The sequence below is a fragment of the Halobaculum sp. EA56 genome (assembly GCF_051195075.1).
GTDB lineage: Archaea > Halobacteriota > Halobacteria > Halobacteriales > Haloferacaceae > Halobaculum.
This window is the reverse complement of record NZ_JBNTJX010000006.1, coordinates 66875-79538: the sequence shown is the minus strand read 5'-3', so window position 1 is coordinate 79538 and position 12664 is coordinate 66875. Positions and strand designations below refer to the sequence as shown.

The window sequence follows — 12664 nt, the reverse complement described above, 5'->3', positions numbered from 1 at the left end:
GGTCGCGAGGCCGGGGGCAAAGCGGCTTCGGAAGCGGCCGTCGCGGCGGGCGTGGACTCGGTACGTCCCGCCGGTCGCGTCGGATACGGGGCCTGCGTCGGCCACGGAGCCTTTCACTCGCGCCCGTGTACCGCCGGGACGACTTCGCCATGCAGGTCGACGTGCTCGTCGAGCGGCTGGAACGCGCGCTGGATCCGGCCCGCGAGGCGCTCGTCCCGGTGCTGTCGGACCCGGTCGTGATGGGCGCGTGGGCGGTCGTCGTCGCCGCCTCCGTGGCCGTGTTGCTGTGGGACCTCCGCGAGCGGAACCGGGCGCTCCCGTCGCTGATGAAGGCCGTCTGGACGCTCACGGTCCTCTACTCCGGGCCGTTCGGCCTGGTGGTGTACTGGTACGCTGGGCGGACGCAGATCCCCCGCGACTCGCTGTGGCGGCGCGGCTTCCGCTCGACCGCCCACTGCTACTCGGGCTGTGGCGCCGGCGAGGTGACGGGGGTCCTGCTCGCGCAGGGCCTGCTCGGGCTCGCGGTCGGGTGGGTCGCCGCCGCGACGTTCGGGTTCGCGTACCTGTTCGGCTTCTCGCTCACGGTCGGGCCCCTGTTGCAGGAGGGGGTCGGCCTGCGCGAGGCGGTGGCGGACGCGTTCTACAGCGAGACGCCGTCGATCACCGTGATGGAGGTGACGGCCATCGGAACGGACCTCCTGCTCGCGGCGGACGCGCACGTCGGCGACCTCCTCTTCTGGGGCGCGCTCGCGTTCTCGCTTTCGGTCGGCTACCTCGCGGCGTACCCGGTGAACGCGGCGCTCGTCCGCGCCGGCGTCAAGGAGGGGATGAAGAACCCGGCGGAGATGGGGTAGCCCGCCTACCGCTCGCCGGGCCGCTCGCGCACCCACCCGTCGTCCCGGTACTTCTCCTCGGCGATCTCCTCGGCGCGGTCGAGTTCCGCGTCGGTCCAGGCGCCCTCCTCGGCGTCGGCCCACGCCGCCAGCGCGTCCTCGAAGGCGGCGACCGACTCCGCGCGGGTCGCGTCCGCGTAGTCCGCGATCCCGCCGACGCGCTCGGCGAACTCGGCCTCCGACACGCCGTGGTCGCGGAAGACGGCGAGGTGCTCGCGCGGCTTCGCCTCGAACGTGACCGAGCCGTGCTGGATGACGCTCTCCTCGCGCCGGTACTGGGCGTTGCCCGAGAGCTTCCGGCCGGCGCCGCCGTCGGCGCACACGTCGTGTGCGGGGTGGAGCGCGCGGAGGTAGCACGCCGGGGGGTAGATCGCCGGGCGCTCCTCGTCGGCGTAGCCGGCATCGACGCCGAGCGCCCGGAACGCCGAGAGGACCGGCTCACACAGCAGGTGGTAGGCGTCGAGGAGCTTCCCCGGGAGTTCCGCCGCGGGGGCGGTGATGGAGTAGGAGATGTCGCCGTCGTGGTCGTGGTAGATGCCGCCGCCGCCGGTCTGGCGACGGGTCACCTCCACCCCCGTGTCGGCGCAGTGGTCCCAGTCGACGGTCCCCGGGTCCTGCGCGTATCCCATCGAGAGGCACGACGGCTCCCAGCGGTACACCCGAACCGTTCGGGGGCCGCCCGCGGCGGCCGTCTCGGCGGCAACCTCGTCCAGCGCCATGTTCAGCGCCCCCGGCCGGGACTCCTCGCGGATCAGCCGCCACTCGCGGTCGGCGAGGGGACCGCGCCCGACCCCGTCCGCGTCGCCGTCGGCGTCCGGATCGTTCATACCCGCGATCGGTCGCCGCGCGTGAAAGAGCCGCCGGTCGGCGCCGCCGGTACCCCCGACGGACGACGGGCGCCCGGCCGAGCCATGGGCGTCGCGTCGCCGCGAACCCCTTTTCACTCCCCGCCGCCGACGGACGGGTAATGGTCGGGAACGTCGCGGGGACGATGGCCGAACTCGAGCCCGAGGACTTCTATCTCCTCTCGGGGGTCGAGCAGGGCATGCGCTTCTCCGAGTGGGTGAACGTCGAGAAGCTCCCCGAGTACGCGGGGCTCTCCGAGGAGAACGTGGACTACCGGATCGACCGCTGCGCCGACCGGGAGCTGATCCGGCGCAAGACGATCCAGTACGAGGGGTACCAGCTCACCTTCGAGGGGTACGACGCGCTCGCGCTCCACACCTTCGCCGAGCGCGAGACCATCTCGGGGATGGGGGCGTCGCTCGGGGTCGGCAAGGAGAGCGACGTGTACGAGGTGGAGTCGTACCGCCCGCTCGCGCTGAAGTTCCACCGCGAGGGGTACACCAACTTCCGGGAGGTGAACAAGGAGCGCGACTACACCGCCGACAACCACCACGTCTCCTGGCAGTACACCGCCCGCAAGGCCGCCGAGCGCGAGTACGGCGCGCTGGAGGACCTCTACCCCCAGGTGTCGGTCCCGCAGCCGATCGACCACAACCGCCACGCCATCGTGATGGAGAAGCTGCCGGGCGTGGAGCTGGCGAACGCGAAGCTCCGCTCCGATCAGGTGGTCGGCGTGCTGGACCTGATCCTCCGCGAGATGGACCGAGCTTACCGGGCCGGATACGTCCACGCCGACATGTCCGAGTACAACGTCGCCATCAGCGACGACGGGATCGTGATCTTCGACTGGCCCCAGTCGGTCGAGACGGACCACGAGAACGCCGACGAGCTGCTGGAGCGCGACGTGGAGAACGTCGTCGGCTACTTCGCGCGGAAGTACCCGAACGAGACGCCCGATGTGGACCCCGCCGCCGTCGCCGCCGCCATCGCGGACGGCGAGTTCGAGTCCGTGCGCGGTCGAACGCAGTAAGGCAGCAGGTCCCCGCCCGCCGACCGGCCCCGACCGATAGCGTTAGCACCGTCGCCGTCGTGTCGACGGGGCGATGAACGAACTGATCGCGGCGGCGCTGGCGGTCGCCGCGCTGGCGTCCCCGCTCGCCCTCGACCGGTTCCCCTCCCCGATCGCCCGGCCGCTGGCCGCCACGGCCGGAACGCTCGCGGTCGCCTACGGCGGCCGGGAGGTGCTGCGCGCGCTCGGCGGGGGCTACTACTGCTGCTCGCACGCCTACTACGCGCTCGCCGGCGCCGTTCTCGTGTTCCTCGGGTGGGTCGCGCTCGTCCCCGCCCTGGGCGCCGGTCCGGGGCTCGCGCCCCGCGGCGACGACACGAAACGTAGCCCTTAACAGCGCGAGCGAAGAAGTGCGGGTAACTCGCCGGCAGGTGGGCCGCCGGCGGGCACCCGGTACGCCGGGACGAGATGTGGCCGCTCGGGGGACCCCGACGCGGCTGAATCGCAAGCGCCCGCGGAGACCACCAATGGCACGAAGCTTCTACTCCCACATCAAGGAAGCCTGGCGGAACCAGGACGAGGGCAAGCTCGCGGAACTGCAGTGGCAGCGCAAACAGGAGTGGCGCGAGCAGGGCGCCATCGTCCGCATCGACCGGCCGACGCGCCTCGACAAGGCGCGCGAGCTCGGCTACAAGGCCAAGCAGGGCGTCGTGATGGCGCGCGTCTCCGTCCGCAAGGGCGGCGCGCGCAAGCGGCGCTTCAAGGCCGGCCGCCGCTCGAAGCGCCAGGGCGTCAACCGCATCGGCCGCCGGAAGTCCATCCAGCGCATCGGCGAGGAGCGCGTCTCGCGGAAGTTCCCGAACCTCCGCGTGCTCGCCTCCTACCCGGTGGGCCAGGACGGATCCCAGAAGTGGTTCGAGACGATCCTCGTGGACCCGGAGCACCCCGCGATCGAGAACGACGAGGAGCTCAATTGGATCTGCGACGACTCCCAGAAGGGGCGCGCGTTCCGCGGCCTCACGAACGCCGGGTCGTCGAACCGCGGCCTGAACCAGCGCGGCAAGGGCACCGAGAAGACCCGGCCGTCGGTGTCGAGCGGCGACCGCGGCGGAAAGTAGCGTACCGTCCCCGACGACGACCGCATTGCGGTTTTTGACGCTCGTTCTATCCCCGGGAGCGAACGTGCTGCCCCGCCCCGTCACAGCACCGGCCAGTTCACCGCGGACACCCCTACCGACTCCGGTCGAGGAACCCCTAAGAGCGTCGCACCCCGAGTCGGGGCTGATGGAACCGGAGGGGGTCCCCGAGTCGACCGACGACTGGAAGGCGTTCGCCGCGGCGCTGGCGCGCCAGTACCGGTCGGCCAGGACGCACACGACGCTGACGCTGGTGGTGCTCACGTCGGCGGTGTTCCTCGTGCAGGTCGCCGGGACGTACCTCACGGGCGCGCCGTCGGTGCGGGCGCTGACGGCGTTCCTGTACCTCGACGGCGGCGATCCGGTGTACCTCCTCTCGCTGTTCCTCCACCGCGGGGCCCCGCACTTCCTCTCGAACGTGCTGGTGTTGCTGGTGCTCGCGCCCCAGGAGCGCCACTTCTCGCCGCGGGGGTACTGGGCCTTCGTCGCGACGGGCGCCGTCGTCACGCTCGGGGTCGGCTACGCGGTGCTGCTGGCGTACAGCCCCGAGCCGAACGTCGCCTTCTACGGCATCAGCGGGCTCGGGTACGCGCTCGGCGGCTTCGCGCTCGTCCGCGGGCTCAGGTACCGCGACCGGCTCCCGGCGCCGGACGTCGTCGCCGCGGTCGTGGGGCTCTCGTCCGTCGTCGAGGTCGCGGCGAACCTCCTCGTGAACCTCCCGCACGCGCCCGTCGCCGTCAACGGCGGGCACCTCTCGGGGCTCGTCCTCGGCCTCCTCGTGGGCGCGGTCTGGCGGCCGTGGCGGGCCGCCCCCGCGGACGGCGACGGACACGCCGGCGACGACGACCGGCCCGACGACGTCGAGGGGGCCGGCGACGACGGGGGGCCGGCCGACGACGGGCGGCGGGGGGACGGCGCTCAGTAGTCGCCGAGCCGCGACTGCCCGTTCCCGCTCCCGTCGCCGTCGGCGAGCCCCGCCAGGTCCGCGGCGCGTCGGATCGTCTCCTCGAAGGCGTCCGCCTGGCTCCGGTCGTACAGCGTCGCCGCGGGGTGGAGACACACGAGCAGGCGGACGTTCGCGTCGCCGACGCGGGTGTCGAACACCTCGCCGGCCTCCTTCGTGACGGCGACCGAACGCCCGAGGAGGTGCTGCGAGGGCACCTTCCCGAGCGTGACGACGAGTTCGGGGTCGAGGCGCGCGAGCTCCTCGGCGAGGTAGCCCCGGCAGTTGTCCAGTTCCTCGGCGGTCGGGTCGCGGTTGTCCGGGGGACGGCACTTCACGCAGTTGGTGATCCGCACGTCCGAGCGCGCGAGGCCGGCGTCCCGGAGCGCGTCGTCGAGTACGCTCCCCGAGCGGCCGACGAACGGCTCGCCCTCCTCGTCCTCGGTGGCGCCGGGCGCCTCGCCCACGAACACGAGGTCGGCGTCCGTCGGGCCCACGCCGTTGACGATCCGCGAGCGCGACTCGACGAGCGCCGGACAGCGCTCGCAGTCGGTCGCACACAGGTCCGCGTCGAGCGACTGCTCGGCCATACTCGTGGGCGGCCCGCCGCGGAGGTAAACCTACCCGTCCGCGTCGCCGGCGGGGTCGCGTCCGTCGGCGTCGTCGGGGGCGGGGTCGTCGAGGTAGGATCGGCCCGCCCGCGCCGCGAGCTTCGCCACCCGCAGCGGCTCCGGGCGGCGGCGGCCCGCGGGCGTGTGGCCGCGGACGATCCGCCGGGCCTCGTCGTCGTCGACGCCGACGGCGCGGACCCACAGCGCGGGGTCGCCGCGGCCGTCGTCGTCCGCGTTCGCGTTCTCCTCTGCGTTCGGGTCCGCGTCTGCGTTCGGGTCCGCGTCTGCGTTCGGGTCCGCGTCGCCGTCGTCACCGGCGCCGGAGGCCGGGTCGCCGTCGTCCGGGGCGCCCCCGCCCCCGTTCCCGCCGTCGCCGTCGAGCCACACGGGGACCCGCTCGGGGAGCGACTCGTAGACGGCGAGGCGGCGCGCGAGCGCCTCGCCGGAGAAGTGCTCGCGGAGGGGGTCACCGAGCCCCTCGCTGGCCTCGAAGGAGACGGCGAGCACGGGGCGGTCGGCCGCCTCCCGGACGGCCCCGAGGTCGACGATGTTGAACCACGCGGGGGCGACGCCCGCGAGCAGGAGGTGGCGGACGTCCTCGCGGCCGAGTCGGTCGAGACAGTCGACGACGGCGGCCGTCGCGTCCGTCCCGCCCACGGTACACGTCGAAAACGAGAGCCCGTCGACCGCCCGGTCGACCCGGACGACCGCGCCCGCGACGGTCGCGCGCCGGGGGTCGCCGTCGCCGTCGCCGCCGCGGTCGCTCGCGGAGACTGCGACCCCGAGCGCGCGCGTCCCGGGCTTCACGTCGGATCCCGGTCCGGAGCCGGCGCGTCAGTCCTTGATCTCCTCGAGCTTCTCGAGGAGCTCGTCGTTCGAGGCTTCGAACTCGAACTCGACGTCGCCGTCGTGGTCAGCCTCGCCGCCGCCCACGGTGTCCTCGTCGAGATCCGAATCGAGCTGCTGGTTCTCCTGTTCGGATTCGTCGTAGCTCCCGAAGCCCATGCCGGTTGCAAATAACGAGTTCTGACTGAAATATGTGCGGGTCGGTTCGACCCCCGACACGTCGCTGCCGCGGCAGGACGGCTTTTCACCGCGGGACACCACGCCGCACACATGGACGCGGTCAACGTCACGGCGGACGCCGAGGAGTTCACCTGCAACGCCTACCTCGTCGACGGCGCGGTGCCGACGCTCGTCGACGCGGGGACGATGCCGGGGGTCGTCGACGTGCTCCGGGAGCACACCGACGACCTCGACCGGGTCGTCCTGACCCACCAGCACCACGACCACGTCGGGGAACTCGACGCCGTCCTCGACGCCTTCGACGCCGACCTGTACGCGTACGGCGACCACCCCCGACGCGACCACGCGATCGAGGACGGCGACGAGGTCGCCGTCGGCGACGAGACGGCCGAGGTCGTGTACACGCCGGGACACGCCGCCGACCACGTCTCGCTGGTCGCGGAGACGGCGCTGTTCTCCGGCGACGTGGTCGTGTACAACGACGGCGCCTTCGACGACGGCTCCTTCGGCCGGACGGACATGTCCGGACAGTCGCGCGAGCGACTCATCGAGAGCCTGCGCGACCTGCTCGACCGGCTCCCCGACTCGGTCGAGTCGATGTACGCGGGGCACGGCGACCCGTTCCACGCCGACCCCGGCGGCGAGTCGGTGCGCGACGTGATCGAGCGGGCGCTCGAACGCGCCGAGCGGCGGGAGCCGAAGTATCCCGACGAGTGAGCGGGCGGGCCCCGGGCGACCCGCCCCTCCGCGTCGGCCGGCGCTGCCGCTCGGAGAGCGAATTCCGTTCGTGAAGAGGACGGGACGTTTCCCGGGGGTCGACCCGGCTCGCGACGTTATGCGGTGCGCGGTTCCTTCGCCTTCGGGCGGAGGTTCCCGTAGCCGCACTTGCGGCAGTTGTCCGCGCGCTGGGGGTTCCGCGCGTTACACCGCATGCAGATGAGCTTGTTGAGCGTGCGGCGCTCGGCCGCGTCGAATTGTGCCATACGTGTGCGAAGCGGCGCCGTCCCTGTTAACGGTTGCGAGTCGGGTCCGCGGCGACGGCGCGACGTGTCCCGGCCTACGCGCCCGCCTGCGCCAGCGCCTCCTCGAGGTCCTCGCGCTGGGTGACGCCGACGAACCGGTCGACGACGCCGTCGTCGTTCTCGACGATGAGGGTCGGGAGCGAGCGCACCTGGTACTGGTTCGCGACCTCCTGCTCCTCCTCGACGTCCACCTTCTCGAAGCTCACGTCGGGGTAGTCGTCCTCCAGTTCCTCGAGGATCGGGTCCTGGGTCTTACAGGGGCCACACCAGTCCGCGTAGAAGTCTTTGAGTCGAACGCTCATACCGACCGCCCGTTTTGACGGGCCGCGCATAAGGATTACTCACTCGGCGGTTCGATCGCCCGCGGCCGGCGCCGGGCGACCGGGGTCGAAAGGCTTAGGCGGCCGACTCGCATGGGTGCGCACATGAGCAGCGGCCAGAACAGCGGCGGCCTGATGTCCAGCGCGGGGCTCGTCCGCTACTTCGACGCGGAGGACCGCAACGCGATCCGGATCGACCCGAAGACCGTCGTCGCCTTCGGGCTCCTGTTCGGCATCCTCGTGTTGATCCTCGGGTTCGCCTTCTGAGGCCGACGCGGCTGCCGACCGCCGGCGCCCCGTCCGGCCGGTCGTGACCCGACCGCCCGACCCCGACCCGGTCCGAGCGGAGGGCGCCGCCCGACCCGGCCGAACGACAGCTTTTCACCCGCCGCCCGCCGACCGTTCGACATGAACGTGGGCGTCATCGCCGTCCAGGGCGACGTCTCCGAGCACGCCGACGCGATCCGTCGCGCCGCCGCGACCCACGGCGTCGACGCGTCGGTCACGGAGGTCCGCGACGCCGGGATCGTCCCCGACTGCGACGTGTTGCTGATGCCGGGCGGGGAGTCGACGACCATCTCCCGCCTGCTGCGCGAGGAGGGCATCGACGGGGAGATCCGCGCGCACGTCGCGGCCGGCAAGCCCCTGCTCGCGACGTGCGCGGGGCTCATCGTCGCCGCCCGCGACGCCAAGGACGACCGGGTGGCGACGCTGGACGTCCTCGACGTGAGCGTCGACCGCAACGCCTTCGGCCGGCAGGCGGACTCCTTCGAGGCGCCGCTCGACGTCGAGGGGCTGGACGAGCCGTTCCCGGCGGTGTTCATCCGCGCGCCCGTCATCGACGAGGTCGGCGAGGGCGTCGCGGTGCTCGCGGAGTGGGACGGCGACCCCGTCGCCGTCAAGCAGGGCCCGGTGATCGCCACCTCCTTCCACCCCGAACTGACCGCGGACTCCCGGATCCACGACCTCGCGTTCTTCGGGCAGGACCACGCCGACCCGGACGCCGGCGACGGCGAGGAGGCCCGCGCGTGAGCGACCCGGAGACGCCGGAGGCCGAGGCCGAGGCCGAGACGGGAACGGAGTCGGACGTGGCGGACGCGGAGACGCTCGACGCGCTGTTCGCCACCATCGAGGACCGCAAGGAGCGGCTCCCCGAGGGGTCGTACACGGCGTCGCTGTTCACCCACGAGAAGGGCGAGAACGCCGTGCTGGAGAAGATCGGCGAGGAGACCACCGAGACCATCCTCGCGGCGAAGGACGACGACACCGAGGAGCTGACCGCCGAGGCGGCGGACCTGGTCTACCACCTGCTCGTGCTGTTCGCGCAGAAGGACCTCGACGTCTCGGACCTCCGGGCGGAACTGCGCGACCGGTTCTGACCCGCGGGGCGGCGCCACGGACCGGCCCCTGCCGGCGCCGCCGCCCGGGTCCGGCGGGGTAGTTCTGTCACACCCGGAGTTCTTATCGGGGACGGCGGCGGAGGGCGGTGTGTGAACGCAGTCACCCTGGGCCCCGCGGGGACGTACTCCCACCGCGCCGCGCGGGCCGTCGCCGACGACGTCGCCTTCCGCGAGTCGGTCACCGCCATCGTCGAGGCGGTGGCCGACGGGACGTACGACCGCGGGGTCGTCCCCGTCGAGAACAGCATCGAGGGGAGCGTCACCGAGAGCCTCGACGCGCTCACGGAGGCCGAGGTGGCGGTCGTCCGCGAGATCGTCACGCCGATCCGCCACGCGCTGCTCGCGCAGGCGGAGACGTTCGACGTGGTCGCCTCCCACTCGCAGGCGCTCGCGCAGTGTCGCGACTACCTGGAGCGCGAGTACCCCGACGTCAGCCAGGAGGCCGTCGCCTCCACGGCCCGCGGCGTCGAGCGCGCCCGCGAGGACCCGACGGTCGCCGGGATCGGCCACCCCGCGAACGCCGCCGGCGCCGACGGCGGCGTCGACCTCCGCGTGCTCGCGGAGGACATCCAGGACCGCTCCTCGAACGCGACGCGGTTCCTCGTCGTCGCGCCCGAGGCCGAGCGGACCGAGGCCGGCGGCAAGAGTTCCGTCGTGGTGTACCCCGGCGCGAACTACCCGGGGCTGCTGCTGGAGATCCTGGAGGCGTTCGCCGAGCGCGACGTGAACCTCTCGCGCATCGAGTCCCGCCCGAGCGGCGAGCGCCTCGGCGACTACCTGTTCCACATCGACTTCGAGGCCGGGATGTACGAGGAGCGCGCCCGCGCGGCCGTCGACGACGTGGAGGAGATCGTCGACGACGGCTGGGTCCGCGTCCTGGGCTCCTACGACACCGAACACGTCGTCTCGTAGCGTCGGCTCCCGGCGGTCTCTGTCCCGCTCTCGACGGTCATGATGGCTTACAGGCGACGCCTCGTCCCGCCGCTCCCCGACGCCGGCGTCGCACACCCGCGTCCCGCCGGGGACCGTTCCTACCGCACGGCGTCCGTGGTCCCGTCATCCGGCTTCAACGCTCGGGTATTCCGACCCTGTGCCGGCGACAGGTTCAAGCCGTCCACCGGTCTATCACCTGATATGACGGGGCGGACGCCGTTCGACGACATCACCGACCTGATCGAACAGCTGGGCGAGGAACTCGACGAGGTCGGCACGACGCTGGAGGGGCACGCCCGCGGCGACGTGCCGGTCGACCTGCTGGAGCGCGACGACGAGTTCGTCGTCACGGCCGACCTCCCGGGGTTCGACGGCGACGAAATCGAGATCACCGTCTCCGATCGGACCCTGACGTTGCGCGCGGAATCCGACGAGGAGGAGACGAGCGCCGAGGCGACGCCGGAGGGGCAGTACCACCGCCGCGAGCGCCGTCGACGCTCGGTGACGCGGCGGGTGCGGCTCCCCGGCGAGGTGAACGAGACGGAGGCGACGGCCTCCTACGAGAACGGGGTGTTGACCGTGACGTTGCCGAAGCGGGAGCCCGACTCGGGCGACGGGACGCGGATCGACGTGGAGTGAACGGCCGGGCGAAGGGGATAGCGAACCCGGTCGGCGGGGCGGGCGACGCGGGCCGGCGCCGTCAGTCCGCCGTCGCGATCTCGCCGGCGTGGTACGCCTCGGCGTAGTCGACGAAGTTGCTCAGTATCTGCAGGCCGGTCTCGCCGCTCTTCTCGGGGTGGAACTGCGTCCCCATGACGTTGCCGGCCTCGTTGGCGGCGATGGCGGCGAAGCGCCGTCCGTACTCGCAGGAGGCGATGGTGCGGTCGGTCACGTCCGCGCAGTAGGAGTGGACGAAGTACGCGTAGTCGCCCTCGTCGATCCCGTCCATCAGCGGGTGGTCGCGCTCGGGCGTGAGCTCGTTCCACCCCATGTGGGGCACCTTCACCGAGTCGGGGAGGCGCTCGACGCGTCCCTCGATGAGCCCGAGCCCCTCGACCGTCTCCCCCTCGGCGGCGCCCTCGGTGCTCTCGTCGTACATGAGCTGGAGGCCGACGCAGACGCCGAGGACCGGCGTGTCCTCGGCCTTCTCGACCAGCAAGTCGTGGAACGGCTCGGAGTTGGCGACGCACTCGCGGAACGCGCCCACGCCCGGCAGCACGAGCGCCTCGGCGTCCCGGATCGCGTCGGGGTCGTCGGAGACCACCACGTCGGCGCCCGCGCGTTCGAGGCCGCGGCGGAGGCTCCGGAGGTTCCCCACGCCGTAGTCGATGACGGTGACGTTCATACCGGACGTGCGGGACGGGCGGTGAAAACGGTTGCCCGTCGGCGCCCACGCCCGCGGACCCGCCGTCCCCGCCCGGGACAGGATTCTCGGGCGTGAAGCGGGTTATCACGCGTCCAGCGGTGTTTAATACCTGACGCGACGTTCTATGCATCGGTGATATTCCGTGAGTAACATGACTCCCTTCGACGACATGAACCGGATGTTCGACCGTATGTCCCGCAACTTCGGCCGGATGGACTGGGGCGACCTCGACGGCGTGCGACGCTCGGGCATCGACGTCGACGTGGCCGAGTACGACGACGAGATCGCGGTGATGGCCGACCTCCCCGGCTTCGCCAAGGAGGACATCGACCTGACCGTCCGCGACGGCGTCCTCACGATCCGCGCCGAGCGCGAGATCAGCAGCGACGAGGGCGACGACGCCGGCGCGTACCTGCGCCGCGAGCGCCGCGCCGAGTCGATGCGCCGGTCGATCACCCTCCCCGCCGAGGTCCGCGAGGACGAGGCGAGCGCGACCTACGCCAACGGCGTGCTCACCGTCACCCTCCCCAAGGTCCACGCGGACGAGGGAGAGGACGACGGACACCACATCGACGTGAACTGATCCGGTAGGGAGACCGACCTGCCGATTCCGTCCGTTCTCGTACCCCCCTCCGTTTCTCGTACCCCCTTCCGTCCGTTCTGTACCCGACAACGCCGTCAGCGTTCGGCCGTCACTTCCCGCCCGATCAGGTCGGCGGCTTCCTCGACTGACTCCCGCCATCCTTCGGGGAGGGAGCCGCCGCGTTTCGGCGGGTCGACGTCGAGCGTGACCGCGGCGAACGTCGCCGCCGGCACCGTCTCGGCGACGCGCTCGCCGACGAACGCGGCGTTGCGCCGCTTCGTGCTCACGCCGCCCGACGCCAGGTCGTAGTAACGGCTGAACAGTTGGACCACGTGGACGGCGTCGAACGACGACGCCAGATCCGTCCCCGCGAGTTCGCGGAACAGTTTCACGGTGTTGTTCGCGGGGTCGGCGCGGCGCCACTCCAGTTCGACGAGCACGAGCGCGTCGCCCACGCCCGCCACATCGACGGGTGTGTCGCCGACGGCGTGTTCCTCGTGCCACTCGTACCCGGCGAGGGACCGCGCGAGGCGTTCGCACAGGCTGCGCTGTACCCGAGTCGCCGCCTCGCCCATG

At 72.0% G+C, this 12664-nt stretch carries 20 protein-coding genes; 12 read left to right on the top strand and 8 right to left on the bottom strand.

Going from position 1 to position 12664, the window contains the following annotated elements; genetic code table 11:
- Positions 1 to 149: 149 nt before the first annotated feature.
- Entirely contained in the window at positions 150 to 854 is a 705-nt protein-coding gene (locus ACQUQ1_RS12040) for a DUF4396 domain-containing protein (RefSeq protein WP_435064545.1), read from the top strand.
- A 5-nt stretch (positions 855 to 859) separates the two neighbouring features.
- Here the strand turns inward: ACQUQ1_RS12040 and ACQUQ1_RS12035 are convergent, their stop codons facing one another.
- The gene (locus ACQUQ1_RS12035; protein ID WP_435064544.1) at positions 860 to 1720 is read right to left on the bottom strand and encodes a lipoate--protein ligase family protein; all 861 of its coding nucleotides are present in this window, start codon (positions 1718 to 1720) and stop codon (positions 860 to 862) included.
- 140 nt (positions 1721 to 1860) lie between these two features.
- Here ACQUQ1_RS12035 and ACQUQ1_RS12030 point away from each other — a divergent pair, with 140 nt between their 5' ends.
- The 4 genes from ACQUQ1_RS12030 to ACQUQ1_RS12015 all read left to right on the top strand — a co-directional run bounded on the left by ACQUQ1_RS12030 (position 1861) and on the right by ACQUQ1_RS12015 (position 4809).
- The gene (locus tag ACQUQ1_RS12030; protein WP_435064543.1) at positions 1861 to 2769 is read left to right on the top strand and encodes a serine/threonine-protein kinase RIO2; all 909 of its coding nucleotides are present in this window, start codon (positions 1861 to 1863) and stop codon (positions 2767 to 2769) included.
- A gap of 73 nt (positions 2770 to 2842) precedes the next feature.
- Complete coding sequence (locus ACQUQ1_RS12025) at positions 2843 to 3142, top strand: hypothetical protein (protein WP_435064542.1); 300 nt, start codon at positions 2843 to 2845, stop codon at positions 3140 to 3142.
- A gap of 133 nt (positions 3143 to 3275) precedes the next feature.
- Positions 3276 to 3866, top strand: a complete 591-nt coding sequence (locus ACQUQ1_RS12020; protein ID WP_435064541.1) for a 50S ribosomal protein L15e — start codon at positions 3276 to 3278, stop codon at positions 3864 to 3866.
- Positions 3867 to 4032: 166 nt separating this feature from the next.
- On the top strand, positions 4033 to 4809 hold the full coding sequence (locus ACQUQ1_RS12015) for a rhomboid family intramembrane serine protease (protein WP_435064540.1): 777 nt from the start codon (positions 4033 to 4035) through the stop codon (positions 4807 to 4809).
- Here the strand turns inward: ACQUQ1_RS12015 and ACQUQ1_RS12010 are convergent.
- The 3 genes from ACQUQ1_RS12010 to ACQUQ1_RS12000 are packed head-to-tail and all read right to left on the bottom strand — an operon-like array spanning position 4803 to position 6443.
- Positions 4803 to 5417: a uracil-DNA glycosylase gene (locus ACQUQ1_RS12010; protein WP_435064539.1), complete on the bottom strand. Its 615-nt coding sequence runs from the start codon at positions 5415 to 5417 to the stop codon at positions 4803 to 4805. The genes ACQUQ1_RS12015 and ACQUQ1_RS12010 overlap by 7 nt on opposite strands.
- A gap of 30 nt (positions 5418 to 5447) precedes the next feature.
- Positions 5448 to 6245: a DUF99 family protein gene (locus ACQUQ1_RS12005; protein WP_435064538.1), complete on the bottom strand. Its 798-nt coding sequence runs from the start codon at positions 6243 to 6245 to the stop codon at positions 5448 to 5450.
- A gap of 27 nt (positions 6246 to 6272) precedes the next feature.
- A complete protein-coding gene (locus ACQUQ1_RS12000; protein ID WP_435064537.1) occupies positions 6273 to 6443 on the bottom strand; it encodes a DUF5786 family protein in 171 nt (56 codons plus the stop codon).
- 111 nt (positions 6444 to 6554) lie between these two features.
- On the opposite strand from ACQUQ1_RS12000, the gene ACQUQ1_RS11995 reads away from it, so the two are divergent.
- On the top strand, positions 6555 to 7181 hold the full coding sequence (locus ACQUQ1_RS11995) for an MBL fold metallo-hydrolase (RefSeq protein WP_435064536.1): 627 nt from the start codon (positions 6555 to 6557) through the stop codon (positions 7179 to 7181).
- Between the two features lie 116 nt (positions 7182 to 7297).
- Here the strand turns inward: ACQUQ1_RS11995 and ACQUQ1_RS11990 are convergent, their stop codons facing one another.
- Positions 7298 to 7447, bottom strand: coding sequence for a 50S ribosomal protein L40e (locus ACQUQ1_RS11990; protein ID WP_435064535.1), 150 nt, complete (start codon positions 7445 to 7447; stop codon positions 7298 to 7300).
- A gap of 74 nt (positions 7448 to 7521) precedes the next feature.
- Positions 7522 to 7788 (bottom strand): thioredoxin family protein, encoded by a 267-nt coding sequence (locus ACQUQ1_RS11985; protein WP_435064534.1) that lies wholly within the window; start codon positions 7786 to 7788, stop codon positions 7522 to 7524.
- 123 nt (positions 7789 to 7911) lie between these two features.
- Between ACQUQ1_RS11985 and ACQUQ1_RS11980 the strand changes: the two genes are divergently transcribed.
- From ACQUQ1_RS11980 to ACQUQ1_RS11960, 5 genes are all read left to right on the top strand, one after another.
- Positions 7912 to 8073: a preprotein translocase subunit Sec61beta gene (locus tag ACQUQ1_RS11980; RefSeq protein WP_073306607.1), complete on the top strand. Its 162-nt coding sequence runs from the start codon at positions 7912 to 7914 to the stop codon at positions 8071 to 8073.
- Positions 8074 to 8214: 141 nt separating this feature from the next.
- Positions 8215 to 8838 (top strand): pyridoxal 5'-phosphate synthase glutaminase subunit PdxT, encoded by a 624-nt coding sequence (pdxT, locus tag ACQUQ1_RS11975; RefSeq protein ID WP_435064533.1) that lies wholly within the window; start codon positions 8215 to 8217, stop codon positions 8836 to 8838.
- Between the two features lie 56 nt (positions 8839 to 8894).
- On the top strand, positions 8895 to 9185 hold the full coding sequence (hisE, locus tag ACQUQ1_RS11970; RefSeq protein WP_435064682.1) for a phosphoribosyl-ATP diphosphatase: 291 nt from the start codon (positions 8895 to 8897) through the stop codon (positions 9183 to 9185).
- 111 nt (positions 9186 to 9296) lie between these two features.
- Positions 9297 to 10118: a prephenate dehydratase gene (gene pheA, locus ACQUQ1_RS11965; protein ID WP_435064532.1), complete on the top strand. Its 822-nt coding sequence runs from the start codon at positions 9297 to 9299 to the stop codon at positions 10116 to 10118.
- Positions 10119 to 10340: 222 nt separating this feature from the next.
- Positions 10341 to 10778: an Hsp20/alpha crystallin family protein gene (locus tag ACQUQ1_RS11960; protein WP_435064531.1), complete on the top strand. Its 438-nt coding sequence runs from the start codon at positions 10341 to 10343 to the stop codon at positions 10776 to 10778.
- A 61-nt stretch (positions 10779 to 10839) separates the two neighbouring features.
- Here ACQUQ1_RS11960 and hisH read toward each other — a convergent pair whose 3' ends face one another.
- Positions 10840 to 11484, bottom strand: a complete 645-nt coding sequence (hisH, locus tag ACQUQ1_RS11955; protein WP_435064530.1) for an imidazole glycerol phosphate synthase subunit HisH — start codon at positions 11482 to 11484, stop codon at positions 10840 to 10842.
- Between the two features lie 172 nt (positions 11485 to 11656).
- Between hisH and hsp14 the strand changes: the two genes are divergently transcribed.
- Positions 11657 to 12088: an archaeal heat shock protein Hsp14 gene (hsp14, locus tag ACQUQ1_RS11950; protein ID WP_435064529.1), complete on the top strand. Its 432-nt coding sequence runs from the start codon at positions 11657 to 11659 to the stop codon at positions 12086 to 12088.
- Between the two features lie 95 nt (positions 12089 to 12183).
- On the opposite strand, the gene ACQUQ1_RS11945 is transcribed toward hsp14, so the two are convergent.
- Positions 12184 to 12663 carry a hypothetical protein gene (locus ACQUQ1_RS11945; RefSeq protein WP_435064528.1) on the bottom strand — a complete coding sequence of 160 codons (480 nt, stop codon included), beginning with the start codon at positions 12661 to 12663 and terminating at the stop codon, positions 12184 to 12186.
- Position 12664: the final 1 nt, after the last annotated feature.